Annotated in this window: 19 protein-coding genes and 1 pseudogene; 16 read left to right on the plus strand and 4 right to left on the minus strand. The window is 58.2% G+C overall.

Going from position 1 to position 19728, the window contains the following annotated elements; all coding sequences use genetic code 11:
- Nucleotides 1–8 precede the first annotated feature (8 nt).
- The 8 genes and pseudogenes from FJ145_12655 to FJ145_12690 all read left to right on the plus strand — a co-directional run bounded on the left by FJ145_12655 (nucleotide 9) and on the right by FJ145_12690 (nucleotide 5851).
- Nucleotides 9–965: an HD domain-containing protein gene (locus tag FJ145_12655; protein MBM4262264.1), complete on the plus strand. Its 957-nt coding sequence runs from the start codon at nucleotides 9–11 to the stop codon at nucleotides 963–965.
- Between the two features lie 9 nt (nucleotides 966–974).
- Entirely contained in the window at nucleotides 975–2393 is a 1419-nt protein-coding gene (locus FJ145_12660) for an aldehyde dehydrogenase family protein (GenBank protein ID MBM4262265.1), read from the plus strand.
- A 95-nt stretch (nucleotides 2394–2488) separates the two neighbouring features.
- Nucleotides 2489–3211: a ribonuclease PH gene (locus FJ145_12665; GenBank protein ID MBM4262266.1), complete on the plus strand. Its 723-nt coding sequence runs from the start codon at nucleotides 2489–2491 to the stop codon at nucleotides 3209–3211.
- A gap of 11 nt (nucleotides 3212–3222) precedes the next feature.
- Nucleotides 3223–3831 (plus strand): XTP/dITP diphosphatase, encoded by a 609-nt coding sequence (locus FJ145_12670; GenBank protein ID MBM4262267.1) that lies wholly within the window; start codon nucleotides 3223–3225, stop codon nucleotides 3829–3831.
- Nucleotides 3828–4562, plus strand: coding sequence for a beta-ketoacyl synthase chain length factor (locus FJ145_12675; GenBank protein MBM4262268.1), 735 nt, complete (start codon nucleotides 3828–3830; stop codon nucleotides 4560–4562). Before FJ145_12670 ends, FJ145_12675 begins: the two co-directional genes overlap by 4 nt.
- A 3-nt stretch (nucleotides 4563–4565) precedes the next feature.
- Nucleotides 4566–5329 (plus strand): annotated as a pseudogene (locus tag FJ145_12680) (1-acyl-sn-glycerol-3-phosphate acyltransferase).
- Complete coding sequence (locus tag FJ145_12685; protein MBM4262269.1) at nucleotides 5316–5591, plus strand: acyl carrier protein; 276 nt, start codon at nucleotides 5316–5318, stop codon at nucleotides 5589–5591. Before FJ145_12680 ends, FJ145_12685 begins: the two are co-directional and overlap by 14 nt.
- Nucleotides 5588–5851 carry an acyl carrier protein gene (locus FJ145_12690; GenBank protein MBM4262270.1) on the plus strand — a complete coding sequence of 88 codons (264 nt, stop codon included), beginning with the start codon at nucleotides 5588–5590 and terminating at the stop codon, nucleotides 5849–5851. Before FJ145_12685 ends, FJ145_12690 begins: the two co-directional genes overlap by 4 nt.
- 786 nt (nucleotides 5852–6637) lie before the next feature.
- Here the strand turns inward: FJ145_12690 and FJ145_12695 are convergent.
- Nucleotides 6638–7126 carry a methyltransferase domain-containing protein gene (locus tag FJ145_12695; protein ID MBM4262271.1) on the minus strand — a complete coding sequence of 163 codons (489 nt, stop codon included), beginning with the start codon at nucleotides 7124–7126 and terminating at the stop codon, nucleotides 6638–6640.
- Nucleotides 7127–7299: 173 nt separating this feature from the next.
- On the opposite strand from FJ145_12695, the gene FJ145_12700 reads away from it, so the two are divergent.
- A complete protein-coding gene (locus FJ145_12700; GenBank protein MBM4262272.1) occupies nucleotides 7300–8625 on the plus strand; it encodes an MFS transporter in 1326 nt (441 codons plus the stop codon).
- A gap of 116 nt (nucleotides 8626–8741) precedes the next feature.
- Here FJ145_12700 and FJ145_12705 read toward each other — a convergent pair whose 3' ends face one another.
- Nucleotides 8742–9149 carry a hypothetical protein gene (locus tag FJ145_12705; GenBank protein MBM4262273.1) on the minus strand — a complete coding sequence of 136 codons (408 nt, stop codon included), beginning with the start codon at nucleotides 9147–9149 and terminating at the stop codon, nucleotides 8742–8744.
- Nucleotides 9150–9156: 7 nt separating this feature from the next.
- Entirely contained in the window at nucleotides 9157–9909 is a 753-nt protein-coding gene (locus FJ145_12710) for an alpha/beta hydrolase (GenBank protein MBM4262274.1), read from the minus strand.
- A 263-nt stretch (nucleotides 9910–10172) separates the two neighbouring features.
- Between FJ145_12710 and FJ145_12715 the strand changes: the two genes are divergently transcribed.
- The 3 genes from FJ145_12715 (at nucleotide 10173) to FJ145_12725 (ending at nucleotide 14937) form a co-directional block, all read left to right on the plus strand.
- On the plus strand, nucleotides 10173–10577 hold the full coding sequence (locus FJ145_12715) for a hypothetical protein (GenBank protein ID MBM4262275.1): 405 nt from the start codon (nucleotides 10173–10175) through the stop codon (nucleotides 10575–10577).
- Between the two features lie 8 nt (nucleotides 10578–10585).
- Nucleotides 10586–13855, plus strand: coding sequence for a M6 family metalloprotease domain-containing protein (locus tag FJ145_12720; protein MBM4262276.1), 3270 nt, complete (start codon nucleotides 10586–10588; stop codon nucleotides 13853–13855).
- A 173-nt stretch (nucleotides 13856–14028) separates the two neighbouring features.
- Nucleotides 14029–14937 (plus strand): tyrosine recombinase XerC, encoded by a 909-nt coding sequence (locus tag FJ145_12725; GenBank protein ID MBM4262277.1) that lies wholly within the window; start codon nucleotides 14029–14031, stop codon nucleotides 14935–14937.
- Nucleotides 14938–15221: 284 nt separating this feature from the next.
- On the opposite strand, the gene FJ145_12730 is transcribed toward FJ145_12725, so the two are convergent.
- Complete coding sequence (locus FJ145_12730; GenBank protein ID MBM4262278.1) at nucleotides 15222–15377, minus strand: cyclic nucleotide-binding domain-containing protein; 156 nt, start codon at nucleotides 15375–15377, stop codon at nucleotides 15222–15224.
- A 172-nt stretch (nucleotides 15378–15549) separates the two neighbouring features.
- On the opposite strand from FJ145_12730, the gene hslV reads away from it, so the two are divergent.
- The 4 genes from hslV to FJ145_12750 all read left to right on the plus strand — a co-directional run bounded on the left by hslV (nucleotide 15550) and on the right by FJ145_12750 (nucleotide 19721).
- Nucleotides 15550–16080, plus strand: coding sequence for an ATP-dependent protease subunit HslV (gene hslV, locus FJ145_12735; protein MBM4262279.1), 531 nt, complete (start codon nucleotides 15550–15552; stop codon nucleotides 16078–16080).
- A 121-nt stretch (nucleotides 16081–16201) separates the two neighbouring features.
- Nucleotides 16202–17533 carry an ATP-dependent protease ATPase subunit HslU gene (gene hslU / locus FJ145_12740; protein MBM4262280.1) on the plus strand — a complete coding sequence of 444 codons (1332 nt, stop codon included), beginning with the start codon at nucleotides 16202–16204 and terminating at the stop codon, nucleotides 17531–17533.
- Nucleotides 17534–17649: 116 nt separating this feature from the next.
- Nucleotides 17650–18531, plus strand: coding sequence for an acetylglutamate kinase (gene argB, locus FJ145_12745; protein MBM4262281.1), 882 nt, complete (start codon nucleotides 17650–17652; stop codon nucleotides 18529–18531).
- Entirely contained in the window at nucleotides 18531–19721 is a 1191-nt protein-coding gene (locus FJ145_12750) for an acetylornithine transaminase (protein MBM4262282.1), read from the plus strand. The genes argB and FJ145_12750 overlap by 1 nt, the downstream gene beginning before the upstream one ends.
- The last annotated feature ends 7 nt before the right edge of the window (nucleotides 19722–19728 follow it).

The raw sequence follows: 19728 nt of genomic DNA on the forward strand, positions 1-19728 counted from the left end.
GTCTCGCTATGGAATCGCTCTTCGCCGCGGATATTCGCGATAACCAGCTAGTCGATTCGCTGTTTTTGGTGGCGACCAAAAACCATGGTGTCACCAAGAACGGCAACGGCTATCTGATTTTGAAGCTGCTCGACCGCACCGGTGAGATCGAAGGGCGGGTGTGGGACCGGGCCGATGACTTGGCGCGCGGTTTCGACAAAAACGATTTTGTCCGGGTGCGCGGCCAGGCGACGCTTTATCAGGGTAAGATGCAGATCCGTGTGCAGGATGTTTCGCGGGTCGATGAGAAGACGGTGGCGCCGGAGGATTTTTTGCCAAAGAGCGCGCTCGATCCGGAGGCGATGGTCGCCGAGCTGCAAACGATTTTGCGCGGTATCAAAAATCCCCACTTACTGGCGCTGGTCGAAGCGTGGTTCGCCGACGAAGATTTGATGAACCGGTTGAAGCAAGCGCCGGGTGCCAAGACCATTCATCATCCTTATATTAGCGGGCTTTTGGAGCACACCCTGTCGCTGCTCAAGCTGATTCTCAAAGTCGTCGAGAACTATCGCAACATCGACGTCGACTTGCTGCTGGTCGGCGGTTTTCTCCATGACATTGGCAAAGTTTACGAATTCTCCTACGACCGCGCCGTCGAATACACCGATGAGGGGCAACTGCTCGGTCACTTGGTCATGGAAGTCGAGATGGTCAATCAGAAGATCGCGACGATTCCCGACTTTCCAAAAGAGCTGGCGCTGCTGGTCAAGCATATGCTTGTGAGCCATCATGGTGAATATGAATTTGGCTCGCCGAAGTTGCCGCAGACTTTAGAAGCGGTGATTTTGCACTCGCTCGACGACCTCGACGGCAAGATTCAGGCGATTCAAAACATGCCGGAGAAAGAAGCCGGCTCGAAATGGACGGCGTTTCATCGCGCTTACGGCCGGAGCTTTTTTCGGCCGCATGACAGAACCGAGAAGTGAGAAGGTGTTATGAAGGATTTCATCGCTGGAGCGTGGATCGACAAATCCCAAAAAATCGAAGTCACCAATCCTTTCGATAGTTCGGTCATCGATGCGGTGCCGAAGGCGGATGCCAATGATTTAGAGAACGCCTTGGCGTTTGCCGAGCGGGGCGCGAAGGTCATGGCTAAGCTGTCTTCCTACGAGCGCTGGAAGATTCTGCGCAAGGCGGCTGACATGATGGCGGCGCGCAACGAAGAGCTCGGTCAAATCATCTCCAAGGAAGAGGGCAAAATCATTGCTGAAGGGCGCGGCGAAGCGAGCCGCGCAGTGGAAACTATGATGGGGTCGGCGGAAGAGGCCAAGCGGCTGCACGGCGAAACGGTGCCGTTGGATGCCGACCCCACCGGCAGCAAAAAATTGGGCTTTACGCTGCGGGTTCCCTGCGGCGTTGTCGCGGCGATTGCGCCGTTTAATTTTCCGCTCAATCTGGTCACGCACAAAGTCGGGCCGGCTTTGGCGGCGGGCAACTCGGTGATCGTCAAGCCGGCGTCGGATACGCCGCTCTCGGCGTTGAAGCTGACGGAAATTCTACTCGAAGCGGGACTGCCGCCCGAAGGGATTCAATGTCTGACCGGTTCTGGCGGTGAAATTGGCGATGCCCTCGTTGCGGACCGGCGCGTGCGCAAGGTTACGTTCACTGGAAGTCGGGAAATCGGCGATCGCATTTGCCGCACGGCGGGCATAAAAAAAGTCACCATGGAGCTCGGTTCGAACAGCCCGGTGATTGTGATGCCCGATGCCGATTTGGAGAAGGTTGCGACAGTTTTGGCGATGACCGGCTACGGCAATGCCGGCCAAACCTGCATCTCGACGCAGCGCGTGTTAGCGGGCAAGAAAATCTATGGCGATTTGCTAAAGGTCCTAAAGCCGAAAGTTGAAGCGCTCACCACCGGCAATCAACTCGACGAAAAGAACAAAGTCGGTCCGATGGTCAAAGAGAGCGAGGCTGTGCGCGTCGATGAATGGGTTAACGAAGCGGTCAGCGGCGGCGCGAGGTTAGTCGCCGGCGGCGGGCGCCGCGGCGCGATCTATTTGCCGGCGGTGGTCGCCGATGTACATCCGGATATGCGCATTTCGCGCGACGAGCTCTTTGGTCCGGCAGTTGCGGTGACGCCGTTCGACACCATTGACGAGGCCATCGCGCTGGCCAACGATAGCGTCTACGGACTGGCAGCGGGCATTTTTACCGATAACGTCGAATGGGCGATGAAGTTTGCCCGCGAAGCAGAGGCGGGCAATCTCCATGTCAACTGGGGCTCGCAGTGGCGCGTCGATCTCATGCCCTACGGCGGCCTCAAAGATTCTGGTTTCGGCAAAGAAGGGCCGAAATACGCGGTGCAAGAGATGACCGAGTTGAAGATGGTGGTGTTTCATTTGCAGGCGTGAGGCTTGAGGCAACCGGCAGCAGCCGGAACGGGGCTTGGTTTGTCACGCTTTGAGCGGCGTGAACCGATTGGAACAGTTTGAACGAGTTAAGAAAAATGCGAAGTGATGGGCGCAAGCCAAAAGAGTTGAGGCCGGTGAAGATTACGCCGAGCTACATTAAGACCGCCGATGGCTCGGTGCTGATTGAGATGGGCGACACCAAGGTCATTTGCACGGCAAAATTGGAAGAGCGGGTGCCGCCGTTTTTGCGCAACAGCGGCAAGGGCTGGATCACCGCCGAGTACGGCATGCTGCCGGGCTCGTCGCAGCAGCGCATCGGCCGCGAATCGTCGCGCGGCAAAGTTGGCGGGCGGACTCATGAGATCCAACGGCTGATCGGCCGCAGTTTGCGCGCGGTGGCGGATCTAACATTACTCGGCGAGCGGACCATTTGGATCGACTGCGACGTCATTCAAGCCGACGGCGGCACCCGCACGGCGTCGATCACCGGCGCCTATATCGCCGTCGCAGAGGCGCTGAGCAAATGGCTCAACAAAGGCTTGATGAACCGCGACCCGCTCAAAGATGCGGTGGCGGCGGTCAGCATCGGCATCATCGATGGCAAGATTCTCCTCGATCTCTGCTACGAAGAAGACAGCCGCGCCGAAGTCGACATGAATTTCGTCATGACCGGTTCGGGCAAATTCATCGAAGTGCAAGGCACCGCCGAGCACGAGCCGTTTAGCCGCAAACAGATGGAACAGATGGCGGAGATCGCTCAGGGCGGTATTAAGGAATTGCTTAAAGCACAAAAAAGGATCCTGGCGTCGCTCGGCTGAGCCCTCCTGCGATGACGGAATTATTGATCGCGACTACCAATCAAGGAAAATTTGCCGAAGTTCAGGCTTACCTGAGCAAACTGCCGCTGCAAATTATTTCGCTCAAAAGTTTGGCAAGTTATCCCAACGTGGTCGAAGACGGCGCGACCTTTGAAGCCAACGCGCTCAAGAAAGCGCGCACGCTGGCGGATTTTTCCGGATTGCTGACGCTGGCTGACGACTCGGGCTTGGAAGTCGACGCGCTCGGCGGCGCGCCAGGAATCTATTCGGCCCGCTATGCCGGTCCGGAATTCGACGACGACGAAAATAATCGCAAGCTGCTGCACGAGTTGCGCGGGGTGCCAGAGAAACGGCGAACGGCGCGGTTTGTTTGCGCCTTAGCCTTGTGCGCGCCGAGAAATCGCGGCATGGCGGATTGGACGGTGCGCCAATCCTGCGAGGGGCGCATTGCCTTTGCGCCCAAAGGCGCGCACGGCTTTGGCTACGATCCGCTGTTTTTCTTTGCGCCCTTTGGCGAGACCTTCGGCGAGATCGAGCGCGAGCTCAAAGCCACGGTGAGCCATCGCGGCAAAGCCCTGCAAAAGTTGGCCGAGGCGCTGCCGTCGTTGTTGCCCAAATGAGCAGCGAAGTTTCGTTCTCGATCGGCGCCCACGCAGCCTGGGCTCCGGGGCTGGAGAGCCCGGCGGCTTGGCAAGCGTGGGCAAAAGGCGCAGTCGAGATCGCCAGCGCTGGCGAGCCGCCGCTCAAGGCGATGCCCGCCATGCTGCGGCGCCGCGCCGGCACGCTAGCGAAAATGGCGCTGGAAGTCGCTTATCGCTGTTTGGACGAACGGCGCGATGTGCCGATCGTCTTTTGCTCGCGCCACGGCGAGGCGGAGCGCTCGGCGACAATGCTCGCGGATCTCGCGAAAGATCAGCCGTTGTCGCCGACTTCCTTCGCTCTGTCGGTGCACAATGCGGTGGGCGGACTCTTTTCCATGGCGCGGCGCGACCGCGCTAATCATATCGCCATGGCCGCGGGCCAAAGCAGCGTGGAGCACGGCGTGATCGAAGCTTGCGGCCTGTTGGCTGACGGCGAGCCTGCGGTTTTGCTGGTGGTTTACGATTGCCCGCTGCCGGCGGTGTATCGATCCTTTCACGACTGTCACGAACAACCCTTCGCTTGGGCCTGGTTGATGGAGCCCGCCGCCGCCAACAGGATCACACTTGCCTGGGCTGCGGCGGAGAGCGCGCCGGCGGACGCCAGCGCATTGTCAGGGGGGTTGGCCGTGCTGCGCTTTTATCTGCTTGGCGACTCCCGCACGGAACGCGTCTGCGACGGACGGCGCTGGCTGTGGTCGCGCGATGCTTAGCGTATTCGCCCGCTGGTCGCGGGTTTTTTTGTCGCGGTGGGGTTTTTTGCGTTCGGCGTCGGTGGCTTGATCCAACTGGTCGCCTTTCCCATCATCCGGCTTTTTGTCCGCGATCGCCAGGAGCGCGCCAATCTTGCGCGCGATTTCATCGGTTGGAGCTTTGCTTCGTTGATCGGCTTTTTGCGCTTGACGCGGGTATTGGATTATAAAGTGATGGGAGCCGAGAGACTTGAGCGCCGCGGTCTGTTGATCTTGCCAATCATCCGACGTTTCTCGATATCGTGTTTCTGATGTCGCTGGTGCGGCGGGCGGATTGCATTGTCAAAGGGGCGCTCTGGCGCAACCCGTTTTTCCGCGCCCCGGTGGCGGCCGCCGACTATATTCGCAACGACGATAGCGAAGCGCTGCTGGCCGACTGTGTAGCGGCCTTGGAGCGCGGGGAAAATTTGATTATTTTTCCCGAAGGGACGCGCACTGCCTCCGACGGCACTTTCAAGTTGCAGCGCGGCGCTGCTCACGTCGCGCTGCGGGCACGCCGCGATATCACGCCCGTGCTGATCCGCTGCCGGCCGGTGATGCTGGCGCGCGATGTTCGCTGGTGGAAGATGACGCCGCAGCGATCGCAATATGATATCGAAGTCAGAGAGGACATTGCTGTGGCGCAGTTCGCGGCGCAGCCGGCTGGCGATGGTTTGGCGGCGCGCCATCTGACCGACTATTTGCGCGAGTTTTTCACGAGGGAGAATCGTATTCATGCAGCCGTTTGAGGACGAGATCAAGCAAATGATCATCGATGTCTTGCAGCTCGAAGACATCACGGCGGCCGACATCGACAGCGCGGCGCCGCTGTTTGTCGCTGGGTTGGGGTTAGATTCTATCGATGCGCTCGAGTTGGGCGTGGCGATTCAGAAGCGCTACGGCATTGTGCTGTCGGCGAGCGCAGAAGAGAACCGGCGGCATTTTAGCTCGGTGCGCGCGCTTGCTAGCATGATCGAAACGCAGCGCAAAAATGGGGATCAGGCGAAATGAGCGCGGCCTTACCGCAGACCCAAGACGAAATTTATCCCTGGCTGGTCGGCCTGCTGAGCGAAATGTTCGAATTGGACAAGACGCGGATCACGCCGCAGGCCAACCTCTACACCGACCTTGATATCGATAGCATCGACGCCGTGGACCTGGCGGTTAAATTCAAAGAGCTCACCGGCAAACGGCTGGCGCCGGAAACTTTCAAGAGCGTGCGCACGGTGCAGGACGTGGTCGATGCGTTGGCCGGATTGATGGTCGGGTAGTTCTCGTGCGCCGCATGGCTGCGATCTTGGCGGTGCCGATCACGCTGGCATATCCCTTGGCGATTTGGCTCGGCGATGGGCATATTGAGCCGCGTTTTCTTGCCGGCGCCTTGTTAGTCACTCGGTGCCAATGCCGTGGTTAACATTGTGAGCTACTACGACAGGAAAATCATGTCGAGCCAGTCGGAGTTCGAGTGCCATGCCGGCGCGCTGATTGCCGGAGTCGTGCTGCGCGGCGAGTACGCAACGGTCGCCGATAAGTAGGCTGGTATCTCACCGGGTGAGGCGCAACAAAAAGACCCGACCGTGACACGATGGATCGCGGTGACGCTGGCTGTGCTGCTAACGTGCGTCATTGCGCGCGTTGTTGACGCGCGCAATGTCAAGCCCATTGTTTCGATTAATGACGCCATGCAAAGCGCCAACATCGATGGCTCGGTGCGGTTTTTCTTTGCCCAGCAGAAGGCCCCAGCCGTGGCTAAGCGCTTGGGCAGCGCTTCGGTGCATGAGAAGGTATCAACCCGTCCGGAACGCGATGAAGAATCGTGCAAAGCCGCCTTTCGCGAAGCTCTGCAAGCGCTGCAAAAGCGAGCGCAAAGAGCGGGCGCCGACGCCGTGGTCAATATCGTGAGCTATTTCCGCAATGAAACGACTGCGAGCCCGACCGAGTTCCAATGTCACGCCGGCGCCGCCGCGCATGTGCTGTTAAGGGGGGAATGGTGCAGCTGGCGCACTAAAATTCGCAATGGGGAAGTGATACCGATCGGTATCGCTTCTCACAGAAACTCACCGATACTTCTCGCCCATCCGCCACAGGTGGATCGTGTGATAGTGCAGAATGTCTTTTCCCTTCTTCTCCGGCGTGGGTAGTTTGATTGAGTTATCCGGCTCCCAGCCTTCAATGCCGAAGTCGTGGGCGACGATTCTCGTGCCGGGTTTGAGCTGTTTTTTGAAGCTTGGCTTCATCGCTTGGTTGAACCAGGGCAGCATGTAGAGCGTGACCACTGTGGCGCGGGAGATGTCGGCTTTGAGCGCGTCTTCGGCGCGGAACTCGACTAGGTGGCTGACGCCGGCGGCTTTGGCGTCTTTTCTCGCTTTTGCCAGCAGCAACTGGTCCATCTCAATGCCCACGGCTTTGACGCGGTATTTCTGCGCAGCGCGAATGACGATGCGGCCGTCGCCGCTGCCGAGGTCATAGACGACATCGCCTTTTTTCACTTCGGCCAACTCCAGCATGCGGTCGATGACTTCCACCGGCGTCGGCACGAAAGGGATCTCTTCGCGCGGGCCTTGGCTATGAGCGACGCCGGCCATGACGCACAGGACGATGAGCAGGAAAACGGGCGGTGTCAGAGAGAATCTCGGTTTCATGGCAGCAAATATGACGCAGCGAAGAGGCGAAAACAAACGTGGTTGTCATTTCTGCGAAAGCAGACTATCTATGGGAGATGGCAATTGACACCCCGGCTAACTCCGGTAAACGACCGCCACTCTCGTTACCTTTCTACTACGGTTGGTTCGTTGTTGCGCTTTGTTTTCTAACCACTTTGACGAGCGCTGGCGTGCGTTCTTCGCCGTCGGTGTTGATCCATCCTTTAGAAGCTGAATTCGGCTGGAGCCGGGCGCTGATCGCGTCGGCAATCAGCATGAATTTGCTCTTGTTCGGCGTGGCTGCGCCGATCAGCGGTTATTTGATCGACAAGTATGGGCCGCGCAAGGTGATGCTCGGCAGCTTGATCCTATTGATCGCCGGGGTCAGCGGCACCGTGGTGATGGACCAGTTTTGGCAGTTCTTTTTGGTCTGGGGCGTCATCGTTGGCCTTGGCGCCGGCGGTGTTGGTTCGGTGTTGACCGCCACTGTCGGCAATCGCTGGTTTGTCGCGCACCGCGGTTTGGCGCTGGGCATTCTCGGCAGCGCCAGTTCCACGGGGCAGTTGATTTTTCTGCCGCTTTTTATGTGGCTCATCGCCACTTCCGGGTGGCGCTTCGGCTCGTCGGCTTTGATCATCATCGCGATTATTCTCTTGCCGCTGCTTTTTCTTTTCATGCGCGACGATCCGGCCGAAGTGGGGCTCGAACCCTACGGCGCCGGCGATCCGAATGCTACAGCCAAAGCCGGCGCAGCTTCGCTGCGGGGGACTTCGGCAAAAAACGCCACGATTACCGCTCGCGAAGTCGTGAGCCATCCAACCTTCTGGCTGCTGTGCGGCAGTTTTTTTGTGTGCGGCGGCACGGCCAATGGTTTGATCGGGACACATTTGATTCCGCACGAAGTTGAAATCGGCATTCCGCAAGTCATGGCGGCGTCGCTGGTCGGGATTATGGGCACGCTGAACATCGTCGGCACGACGTTTTCCGGCTGGATGATCGATCGGGTGGCAGCTCACAAATGGTTAGCCTTGGTATATGCGCTGCGCGGCGTGTCGCTGTTGATTTTGCCCTTCGTCAAAGACTTCAACGGCTTAGTGTTGTTCGCGATCGTCTATGGCCTCGATTGGTTTGCCACGGTGCCGCCGTCGATGGCGATCACCGCCGATACTTTTGGCCGGCAAAACGTCGGCAAGGTCTACGGTTGGATATTCATGTCGCATCAGATCGGCGCGGCGATCATGGCTTCGGCGGCAGGAGCGGTGCGCGATTATCTCGGCGACTACAACGTCGCTTTTCTCGCCGGAGGGTTTATTGCAATGATCGCCGCTGGGCTGGCGTTGCAAATCAAGCCCAAGCCGAAGGAATCGACACCAGCCCCGGTGACCGCGCCGGCGGGAGCGTGACGGTGAAAGCGGAAACGCCGGTTTTCACGCTCGGCGCAACCTTCGCCGATGGCACGTCGGCGACGCAGAACGCAGTGATCCCGTAGCGCCAACGCCCATAAAGAACCAATCGCCGGCTATTCCGATTCGCTGAAGTTTGAGACGCGCCAGTGAGCACCGTCTTTGCGCGCCGCGATGAGCCATTTGCGGGTAAATACGCTGCCGTCGTCGGATTGAATGGTGCCTTCGTACAGAAAGGACGCCCGTTTGTCGCTCTCTCTTTTTTCCAGCAGTTTGTAGTTGACCCTGGGTTTTTGTGTGGCAGCGTCGATCTTATGGCCCTCGGTCAGGCGAATCTCCTCGTTGATCTTGTCGAGGGCGAGACTGACCGCGTAGGCTTTGGCTTTAGACAAATTGATCTGCACGTAGTGTTGATCGATAAATTCTTCGACGACTCCCTGGGGGCCGCTCAGATCGCGGTTGCAGGCAAAGAAAAGCGAAAACCAAATTAGCACGCTTAAGTGTTTCGTCCAGAGACGTTTCATGAGCTAATCAGCCTACGCTATCCACGATCCAAGTCAAAGCTTCTTGCATGGCCAAGCGCATGTCGCCGGCGCCCGACAAGCGATGATCGGCGCCGCGAAAGATCGACAACTGTTTGGCGCCGGGCAGGCAGGCATAAAGCTCATAAGCCTCTTCTACCGGCACGATCTCGTCGCGGTCGCCGTGCAGAATCAGCACCGGGCAAGCGATCCGTCGCGCCGCGGCAGGCACGTCGATTTTTTCCAAATCTTCAAGCAGCGAAACATTCAACCGCTGGCCGTGGTAGATCGTAAAGCCGCTGGTGCGCCACTGTCGCAGTTCCTCCGGCGTCAATATTCGTTTGGGAAATTTTTCCGGGTGGAGCGGTGCGGCGAGCGTCGCGACGCCGGCAATGGCCGCTTCCTGAGCGGCAAACAACAACGCCACAGTGCCGCCCATACTCGAGCCAAAGAGCGCGACCTTGCCGGCGCTGCGGCGCGCGATCAACTCAAACGCGGCGCGCAGATCCGCGACTTCGCCGCTGTAGGTAATGTCGGCCAAGTTTCCGCTAGAGTCGCCGACGTAGGAAAAATCGAAACGCAGCGCGAGTATGCCGCGCTCGGCCAACGCGTCGGCGAGCTGCATCAATTTTTCACTGTTCTTGGTCGACTCCATGCCATGGCAGAGAATCGCGGCGCCGCGCGGCCCCCCGAACGGGTGATGCCAGACGCCGGACAAGGTCGCACCGCGTTCGTTGGCGAACAGGATCTTCTCTTGCGGCATAAACTGTACTGTTGCTTAGAATTGCGGCTATCTCAAGAATAAAAAAGCGCGGCTGTCGGGCGACCGGTTGTTGTGGAGCGCAAGCCCCGGATCTCACAGTGGAACATTGGCTTGCCCTCCCGATGGACATTCGATATATCTGCCTCGACTTGGCCAACTCAGCCAAAGGGAGGCAAAGAGGCTACGCGAAAGTCCAACGTTATCTGGGCTGTATTCGGGTCTCGATCGAGTTTTAGGTGCGTTGTGAATTACCTGGTGAGCTTATGAAGGCACGGATCATCCGGCGCGTGCTGACAGCGCAGCTATTGTTGTTCTCGATAGCGTTCTCCAGGCTTGCGGTCGAGGCGGTGCCGATGGCGCCCAATGAAAGCTGGGTGGTCGCTGCGGTCGTGGCGATTGCCGTTGTCGACTCCTCCACGCTCGATATCCAACCGCAGCAAAAACTATTTCGCTATCAACTTCGTATAACGAACGTCGAGGCGGTTCCCGGCGCGGACAATGTCTTGCGCGGCTATGAGGGCCGGACCATTGAGGCCCTGACGCGCGAGCCGCTTGGGAGTGACGCGGTGAAAGGGCAAAAGGTAAAGGTACGAATCAGCTTTCAAGGCGATGAGCGCCGTGGCCACTACTGGATACTCGAATCGGCTCTCATACCGCGGGCGCAGTGAGGTGGGTCATGAAATGGATGGGATATAGAGAGTTTGCACTACTTGTCGCTGCTTGGATTGTCATCGGCTTGTTGCCACCGGCTGAACTGCTCGCGGTGCCGGCACGAACCACGCCCGAGGACTTGCGCCAGCCGGATGGAACGGTTATCACCGTGCGGCAATTCGGCGATGAATGGAGCAATGGCCTGCGCACGCCCGACGGCTACACGATACTGAAAGACGATCGCACGGGCTACTGGATGTTTGCCGAAGACGCACCCAGTGGCGGAATGCGCCGATCAAATCGGATTGTCGGACGCCATGCGCCGACGGGGATCCGTAAATTCATCCGCGAAAGGCCGGCGCGCGCGCCGGGGCTTGCCGCTGAGGCGGCGCCATTCGCGGCGCCAAGTTTGACGGCGAATTTGGGCAGTCAGCCGCTACTGGTCATCCATGCAGATTTCACCCCGTCGGTGCGCGTTGGCAGCACTGCGGCAAGCCTGCATAACAAGTTTTTCGGCGCCACGGGCAGTGTTAGGCACTATTACCAAACGGCATCCTACGGCAACTTCTCAATTGAGCCGGCGCCGGAAAATAACGTGGCGCTTGGCGGGCTAGTCAACGACGGCATCGTTAGCGTGACGCTCAATTACACTCACCCCAACACCGGCAGCGCCATCGACAACCGCAACCGCAATATTACGCGCGATGCTTTGATCGCGGCCAATCAATACGTCGATTTCTCCCAATTCGATCTAAACGGTGACGGCGTTCTCTCGCCGACGGAGCTACATATTATTATCGTGGTTGCCGGCTACGAGCGCTCGTATACTTCTAGTCCCTGCGGCGCCAGTACCTGGGGCCATCGATGGGGATTGAGCGGCAGCGTGCCGGCGCCCACGCTCGACGGAAAAATCGTTGGGCGCACCTACGCGGCTTTTGGCGAATGGCATTGCAGCACTAGTAACACGCCGGGACACGAGGCGACCATCGGTATCATGGCGCACGAGCTCGGACATGATCTCGGCCTGCCAGACCTTTACGATACCGACGGCAGCTCGCGCGGCGTTGGCGCCTGGAGCATCATGGCGGGCGGGAGCTGGAACGGCATTGCGCGTCCCGGCGACTCACCGGCCCATTTCGATCCCTGGAGCAAATTTTTTCAAGGATGGACAAGCCCGACGCTGGTCACCGGCACGCTCGCCAACCAGTCGATTGCGGCCTCGGCGGCGACGCCGCAGGTATATCAATTGCTCCCCGGCACGCCCTCGTCGGGAGAATATTTTCTCATCGAGAACCGGCAACGCGTCAACTATGACGCGGCGATCCCGGGAACCGGACTGCTGATATGGCGCATCGACGCAAGCAAGAGCAACAACGACGCGGAATGTTTCCCCGGCGGCCCCTCCTGCGCTGTCGCGCACTACAAAGTAGCGGTGGTGCCGGCGGACAACTTGTTCAACTTGGAGCGCAATATGAATAGTGGCGATGCCGGCGACCCCTGGCCCGGCTCTTCCGGCAACGCCAACTTTACCGCTTTATCGCTGCCCAACAGCAACTTCTACAGCGGCGCCCCGAGCGGTGTGAGCGTGACCGCGATTGGCGTTGCAAACGGAGTGGCCACCGCGACGCTTAGCGGTCTTGATAACGGCCCGCCGGACACTCTGATCAGTGGCAGCCCGCAAGCACTGACGAGCGCGACAAACGCAGACTTCACTTTCACGTCGAGCAAGGCCAATAGCACATTTGCCTGCAAGCTTGACGGCGGCGCTTTTGCGTCCTGCACGAGCCCGAAGAGCTACAGTGGATTGGTGGCGGGTAGTCACACGTTTTCTGTCCAGGCGACCGATCAAGGCGGCAGCACCGACCCGACACCGGCAATTTTTACTTGGACCATCGACAACATTGCGCCGGACACGAGTATTACAAATGGTCCGGCACAATCGATCACGCAGAATAGCACGACCTTCAATTGGACCGGTTCTGATAACGTGAGCACTGCAGGAAACTTAGTTTATGCCTACCGTCTCGATCCGATCGAGCCGAATTTCTCAGCCTTTGGCGCTGTGACCGAGAAATCTTACAGCGGGCTGGCCAACGGCAACTACACATTTATCGTAAAAGCCAAAGATCAAGCCGGCAACGAAGATGCCACTCCGGCGACTAGATCCTTCGCGGTGAACATCGTGGCAGCGGGCCCGATTGTCTTGGCGTACAACGGCATGCTGCGTGACCGCGTCGGCCAGAACAACCAATTTGGTTTCGGCGATGGGCGGCCCGATCCGACGTTCACCGTGACTTTCCCCGCGGGTGGGACGACGCGGACGGTGACGTTGCTGCGATTGGACAGCAGCGACGGCGGGGTGTGGGACACTAACGCGGGAACCGGGTTTTGGACATTGGGGGCGGCGAGCAGTTTGGACGCTGGGCTCTATAATGCTGGCAACGATGCGGTTAGTTTTGCCGTAGCGCCGGCTGGGAGCTTTAATTTGTTCGCCTCAGAGTGGCACTTAAACACGACGAGCTTTCCCAACGGATTGTTTCATGCCGACGCGGAATTTACGTTGACGGTGGGCTTCAGCGACGGTTCGAGCGCGACAGCACAGACCACCATCACAGGGCCGCCATCCGACACCACGGCGCCGGACACCAACATTACGGCCGGACCGAGCGGCACGATCACCGCCAATAGCGCGACGTTTGGTTGGAGCGGCTCAGACAACGCGACGACGACTGGCAACCTCGTTTATGCCTACCGGCTCGATCCAATCGAGCCGAACTTCTCGGCATTTGGAGCGGCAACCAGCCGGGCTTACAGCAATTTACCTAATGGCAACTACACCTTTGTTGTAAAAGCGCGAGACCAAGCCGGGAACGAGGATACGACGCCCGCGACGCACGCATTTACCGTAAACGTCGCTACGGGGCCGATTGTCTTGACGTACAACGGCATGCTGCGCGATCGAGTAGGGCAGAACAATCAATTTGGCTTCGGCGATGGGCGGCCCGATCCGACGTTCACCGTGACGTTTCCAGCAGGTGGGACGACGCGCACGGTGACGTCGCTGCGTTTGGATAGCAGCGACGGCGGGGTTTGGGATACCAACGGCGGGTCGTTCTACTGGACGTTAGGAGCGGCGGCAGGCTTGGACACGGCGCTTTACAACGGTGCCAATGACGGAGTGAGCTTCGCAGTAAATCCCGGCACTAGTTTCAACCTATTCGCATCCGAGTGGTACTTGGACACGACGAGCTTTCCGAACGGCTTATTTTTCGTACGGGAGCTGGCTTTACGCTGACGATAGGTTTCAGTGACGGCACGAGTGCGACGGCGCAAACCACCATCGCTCCGGCGGCGCCGGTGAACGCGACGGTGGTCAATGCAAATCCGAAGCGGCGCTAAGTCAGCCAAGAGTTTCACCCGCTAATTCAATTCGCCATGGCGCCGTGGTATCTTAAGTCGCCGCACGCCATGGACGAACTTATCAAAAGCTACGGCGAGCACCTGCGCAATCAGCGGAACGTCTCGCCGCACACCCAGCGCAACTACGTCAGCGACGTGGCGCAGCTGCGGGGATTTCTAGTCGACGCCACATTCTGCCTTGCGGCTCCCGATGTCGTCGATGTTGGCAAAATCGATATTCACGTCATTCGTGCGTTCTTGGCGTCGTTGGCCAAGGATCGTAAGAAAAGCTCCATTGGCCGCAAGCTGGCGGCGCTGAAAAGCTTCTTTGGCTACTTACTTGCGACTCATGAAATCGACAAAGACCCGCTGCTGTTGATCGAGACGCCGAAGCAAGAAAAGCCGCTGCCGGTGTTTTTATCAGTCGACGATGTCTTTCATTTGTTAAATGGCGTCAAGGTCGAAAAGATTCTCGACACCCGCGACCGGGCGGCGCTGGAGGTTTTTTATTCCACCGGTATTCGTGTCAGCGAGCTGGTTGGTCTCAATTGGGCGGATATCGATTCTAATCTCGGCATTGTGCGCGTGCTCGGCAAGGGCTCGAAAGAGCGCATCGTGCCGATCGGCGCAGTGGCGCTGCAGGCGCTGCGCGACTATGGCGCGGAGCAACGCAAGAAGTGGCACGTGGAGAGCAAAGGCGCCGCGCCAGTTTTTTTGAACCATTCAGGCCAGCGCATCAGCACCCGCAGCGTCGCGCGCATCGTCGAAAAGCATCTCAAGAAAGCCGGCATCGCCGTCAGAATGGGGCCGCACGGCCTGCGCCATACCTTCGCGACGCATTTACTCAACAGCGGCGCCGACCTGCGCGTGATCCAAGAACTGCTTGGTCATGCGAGCTTGTCAACCACGCAAAAGTATACGCATCTAAATCTCGATCAGCTCACGGCAGTCTACGATAAGGCTCATCCGAGGGCGTGAGAGATCAGTCAGACCTCATGGACTGGCTATGTGCCCTTTGTGCGATCGCGATCACGCGCGGTTTGGAATGTTACGCGGCTGTGAATTGCCTTTCATGGGCGTTGACAAAGTTAGAGGCACAAGGAGAGAATCCCGGAAGGTTTTGCAGAGGCAAGATGGGGGGCGTCAACGGTGCGGACGTTCTCGGTCGTGACCGGCTCTTCGGCTTTGCTCAACACTTTGTGGAGTTAGCTCGACCAACCGTCAATATGCTCGCTGGCGCTATCCGCAAAATGAATTGACTATTATTCGCCTGCTTCAAGGTAAGCAAGGTAAACCTCTCGGCCATCACGTTGTTTGCTTACTTCGACCGTTCCTTCCTCGATAACATAGGCCGTTCCCCCTTGGTCGTTTTCCTTTACGATGACTTCTCCAGGTTGATACCGGCCCAGCTTGATCATGAAACTCCTCCCGATGAAATAATTTCACCTTCGCAGTCCGCTTATAACGGAATGGTTGCGTAGACAAGGGCGATTCGGTTGCCGGAGACCAACTGGGGCGCATCCTCCATCATTTTGTTTGGGCGACTTGCGTGTTACTCTGCTAGTGGCTTAACGGCTAAGGAATCGAACAATGTTCCACGGCACAACCATATTAGCGATCAAACACAACGGTAAAGTCGTCGTCGTCGGCGACGGGCAGGTAAGCCTTGGCCAGACGGTGATGAAGCGCAGCGCTCGCAAGGTGCGCAAGCTTTATCATGACAAAGTCATTGCCGGTTTTGCCGGCGCGACGGCGGATGCGTTTACGTTGTTCGAAAAGTTCGAAGGCAAGCTCGAACAGTTCAACGGTAATCTCAAGCGCGCGGCGGTCGAATTGGCCAAAGATTGGCGCACTGACCGCATGCTGCGCCGTCTTGAGGCGCTGTTGATCATCGCGGACGTCAACGATTTGCTGGTGATCTCGGGCAGCGGCGATGTGATCGAGCCGGACGATGGCGTGATCGCCATCGGCTCCGGTGGCAACTATGCGCTGGCCGCCGCGCGGGTGCTCGTCAAACACTCTCAGCTCGACGCCCGTGCCATCGCCGAAGAGGCGATGCGCCAGGCGGCGGACATCTGCATTTACACCAATTCGCAGCTCACCTTTGAGCAATTGCCGTAGGCGCGCCTACGGTGCCGAATTGATTGCATTTCCTGGCGAACTTGCTAGGTGTTATCCTATTCTCATGAACGATGTAGCAAAAATAATTCCGCTCGACGCGGGTTCTTCCCCTGCGCCGGTGATGACACCTCGGGAAATCGTTTCAGAGCTCGACCGTTACATCGTCGGACAGAAGGATGCGAAGCGGGCCGTGGCGATTGCGCTGCGCAATCGCTGGCGCCGGCAACTGGTGCCGGAGGACCTGCGCGACGAGATTGCGCCGAAAAACATCATCATGATCGGACCGACGGGCGTGGGCAAAACCGAAATTTCCCGCCGCCTGGCCAAGCTGGCGCAGGCGCCTTTTATCAAAGTCGAAGCTTCCAAGTTTACCGAAGTGGGTTACGTCGGACGCGATGTCGAATCGATCATTCGCGATTTGACCGATCTGGCGGTCAACATGGTGAAAGAAGAGGAGAAGAAAAAGGTCGAAATTCGCGCCCGGGAAATTGCCGAGGAACGCATCTTGGATCTTTTGCTGCCGTCCAGCTCGAGCGAGAGCGGCGATGGCGAAGCGATCGACGCGCCGCGTCTGCAGGGGACGCGGGAGAAGTTCAAAAAAATGCTGCGCGACGGCAAGCTGGACGATCGCTTCGTCGACATCGAGATGACACAGAACATGATGCCGATGATCGAAGTGATGACGCCGCAGGGCATGGAAGGCATGGAGTTCAACTTGAAAGAGATGTTCTCCAACATGCTGCCGAAGAAAACCAAAAAGAAGACCGCCAAAATTCCCGAGGCGATGGAGATTCTCACCCAGGAAGAAGCGGCCAAGCTGATCGATATGGACAAAGTGACGGCGGAGGCCGTGCGCCGGGTCGAGCAATCGGGCATCGTTTTTTTGGACGAGATCGACAAGATCGCCGGGCGGGAGTCGAGCCACGGCCCGGACGTTTCGCGCGAAGGCGTGCAGCGCGATCTCTTGCCAATCGTGGAAGGTTCCACAGTCAACACCAAGTACGGCATGGTGAAAACCGATCATATTCTCTTCGTCGCTTCGGGCGCTTTTCACACCGCCAAGCCCTCCGATCTGATTCCTGAATTTCAGGGCCGTTTTCCGATTCGCGTCGAGCTTTCGCCGCTGGGCAAAGACGATTTCGTGCGGATATTGACCGAGCCGAAAAACGCGCTCATTCGCCAATATGCCGCGTTGCTCGAAACCGAAAAAGTTCACTTGAGTTTCGGCGATGACGCGATCGAAGAGATCGCGCGCATCGCTGCCGACGTGAACGAGCGCACGGAAAACATCGGTGCGCGCCGGCTCCACACCATTCTTGAACGATTGCTCGACGAGGTTTCCTTTACGGCACCGGAGATGCCCGGCAAGAATGTCGCCATCGACGCCCAATACGTCAAAGACCGCCTGGCGCCGATCTTGAAAAACGAAGACCTCTCGCGCTATATCCTCTAGTTCAACGTTCAAAGTTCCAGTTGTAAAATGGAGCGCGCCGCTGGCGCGCCGTTTTGGCTGTTGGAGCGATTGGCAGTGCGAAACCTGGAACACGAAACTCGAAACGACCGCTGACCATGGAAGATTTTATCGGCAAAGCAGAAGTTCTTATGGAAGCGCTGCCGTTCATTCGGCGCTTTTATGGGAAGACATTCGTCATAAAATATGGCGGCAACGCCATGATTGACGAAGAGCTCAAAGCGAGCTTTGCCCAGGACATCGTCTTGCTCAAGTACGTCGGCGTCAATCCGGTGGTGGTCCACGGCGGCGGCCCGCAGATCGACGAAGTGCTGGTCAAGATGGGCATCAAGAGCCAGTTTGTCCGCGGCATGCGCGTGACCGATCAGCAGACGCTCGACATTGTCGAGATGGTGTTGGTTGGCAAGCTCAATAAAGAGATTGTCATGCTCATCAACAAACATGGCGGTATGGCGGTGGGCTTGAGCGGCAAAGACGGCAGCCTCGTAGTCGCGCGCAAAATGAACGTGACCGTCTCTGAGAACGGCGCGCCGCCCGAAATCATCGATATCGGCATGGTCGGGGAAATCATTGGCATCAATCCGCTGATCATCGAGTCGCTCGATCAGAACAAATTTATCCCCGTGATCGCACCGGTGGGAGCCGGGCGCGAGGGCGAGACCTACAATATCAACGCCGATTTGGTCGCCGGCGAAATCGCCGAAGCGCTGCATGCCGAGAAGCTAATACTCATGACGGATGTTGCCGGTGTCAAAGACAAGAAGGGCGAGCTCTTGAGCACGCTCAAAGTCAATCAAGCGAAAAAGATGATCGAGGACGGTGTTATCGCCTCGGGCATGATCCCCAAAGTCGAATGCTGCATGGAAGCGCTCAAGGGCGGCGTCGAGAAGACTCACATCATCGATGGCCGCGTAAAGCACGCCGTGCTGCTCGAAGCCTTTACCAAGCAGGGAGTCGGGACGGAAGTGGTGCGGAAATGATGAAGAACCGCGATGTCGCCAAGCTCACCGATCAATATGTCGCGCAAACCTACGGACGTTATCCGATCGCGCTCGTGCGCGGCAAAGGCGCGCGCGTCTGGGACGCCGACGGCAAAGAGTACATCGACTTTCTCGCCGGTATCGCGGTCAATAGCCTCGGCCATTGCCACCCGGCGGTGGTGCGGGCGATCCAGCAGCAAGCCAAGACGCTGATTCACGTTTCTAATCTCTACCATATTCCACCGCAGTCCGAGCTGGCGCGTGAGCTGTGCCGCCACTCGTTTGCCGACCGCGTGTTCTTTTGCAATAGCGGCGCCGAAGCCAACGAAGCGGCCATCAAGCTGGCGCGCCGCTACGGCGGCGAGCACCTGGGCGGCAAACATGAAATCCTAACGGCGCAGAATTCTTTTCATGGGCGCACGCTGGCGACGCTGACGGCCACCGGTCAAGAGAAAGTTCGCGCCGGCTACGATCCGCTGCCGGCGGGCTTCCGGCAGATCCCCTACAACGATCTGGCCGCCGCCGAGGACGCCATCGATGCAAACAAGACCGTCGGTATCATGATCGAGCCGATCCAAGGCGAAGGCGGCGTTCATGTGCCGGACGACGCCTACATGAAAGGGCTGCGTGATCTGTGCGATCGGCGCGCCATCTTGCTGATTTTCGACGAAGTGCAGACCGGCATGGGGCGCACCGGCAAGCTCTTTGGCTACGAGCATTTCGGCGTTGCTCCCGACATCATGACCCTGGCCAAAGCGTTGGCGGGCGGTGTGCCGATGGGAGCGATGCTGGCGCGCGAGAAAGTCGCCAAGAGTTTCGGTCCCGGCAGCCACGCCTCGACCTTTGGTGGCAACCCATTGGCTTGCAGCGCCGCGTTGGCAGTGATGCGGACGTTGATAACCGGCGGTGTGCTCAGAAGCAGCATCAAGACCGGTAAGTATTTCGCTCACGCTCTGGAAAAATTCAAAGACAAGTTCCCATTTGTACGCGGCGTGCGCGGCAAGGGGCTGATTCTTGGCTTGGAGCTCGACATCGAAGGGGCGAAAATTGTCGACGAATGCATGAAAGAGGGGCTATTGCTCAACTGCACGGCGTACAAGATCTTGCGCTTCGTGCCACCGTTGACGATTACCAACAAAGAAATCGATCGCGGGTTGGCAATTCTAGAAAGAGTGCTGGCGCGTATTTAACCGTCGC

It is taken from the genome of Deltaproteobacteria bacterium, from assembly GCA_016874755.1.
Taxonomy (GTDB): Bacteria; Desulfobacterota; Binatia; order UBA9968; family UBA9968; genus DP-20.

Excerpts from the sequence above, each read along its gene's own strand:
- FJ145_12655 (MBM4262264.1), top strand. The coding sequence starts at position 9 with ATGGAATCGCTCTTCGCCGCGGATATTCGCGATAACCAGCTAGTCGAT.
- FJ145_12660 (MBM4262265.1), top strand. The coding sequence starts at position 975 with ATGAAGGATTTCATCGCTGGAGCGTGGATCGACAAATCCCAAAAAATC.
- FJ145_12665 (MBM4262266.1), top strand. The coding sequence starts at position 2,489 with ATGCGAAGTGATGGGCGCAAGCCAAAAGAGTTGAGGCCGGTGAAGATT.
- FJ145_12670 (MBM4262267.1), top strand. The coding sequence starts at position 3,223 with ATGACGGAATTATTGATCGCGACTACCAATCAAGGAAAATTTGCCGAA.
- FJ145_12675 (MBM4262268.1), top strand. The coding sequence starts at position 3,828 with ATGAGCAGCGAAGTTTCGTTCTCGATCGGCGCCCACGCAGCCTGGGCT.
- FJ145_12685 (MBM4262269.1), top strand. The coding sequence starts at position 5,316 with ATGCAGCCGTTTGAGGACGAGATCAAGCAAATGATCATCGATGTCTTG.
- FJ145_12690 (MBM4262270.1), top strand. The coding sequence starts at position 5,588 with ATGAGCGCGGCCTTACCGCAGACCCAAGACGAAATTTATCCCTGGCTG.
- FJ145_12700 (MBM4262272.1), top strand. The coding sequence starts at position 7,300 with ATGGCAATTGACACCCCGGCTAACTCCGGTAAACGACCGCCACTCTCG.
- FJ145_12705 (MBM4262273.1), bottom strand. The coding sequence starts at position 9,149 with ATGAAACGTCTCTGGACGAAACACTTAAGCGTGCTAATTTGGTTTTCG.
- FJ145_12710 (MBM4262274.1), bottom strand. The coding sequence starts at position 9,909 with ATGCCGCAAGAGAAGATCCTGTTCGCCAACGAACGCGGTGCGACCTTG.
- FJ145_12715 (MBM4262275.1), top strand. The coding sequence starts at position 10,173 with ATGAAGGCACGGATCATCCGGCGCGTGCTGACAGCGCAGCTATTGTTG.
- FJ145_12720 (MBM4262276.1), top strand. The coding sequence starts at position 10,586 with ATGAAATGGATGGGATATAGAGAGTTTGCACTACTTGTCGCTGCTTGG.
- FJ145_12725 (MBM4262277.1), top strand. The coding sequence starts at position 14,029 with ATGGACGAACTTATCAAAAGCTACGGCGAGCACCTGCGCAATCAGCGG.
- FJ145_12730 (MBM4262278.1), bottom strand. The coding sequence starts at position 15,377 with ATGATCAAGCTGGGCCGGTATCAACCTGGAGAAGTCATCGTAAAGGAA.
- hslV (MBM4262279.1), top strand. The coding sequence starts at position 15,550 with ATGTTCCACGGCACAACCATATTAGCGATCAAACACAACGGTAAAGTC.
- hslU (MBM4262280.1), top strand. The coding sequence starts at position 16,202 with ATGACACCTCGGGAAATCGTTTCAGAGCTCGACCGTTACATCGTCGGA.
- argB (MBM4262281.1), top strand. The coding sequence starts at position 17,650 with ATGGAAGATTTTATCGGCAAAGCAGAAGTTCTTATGGAAGCGCTGCCG.
- FJ145_12750 (MBM4262282.1), top strand. The coding sequence starts at position 18,531 with ATGAAGAACCGCGATGTCGCCAAGCTCACCGATCAATATGTCGCGCAA.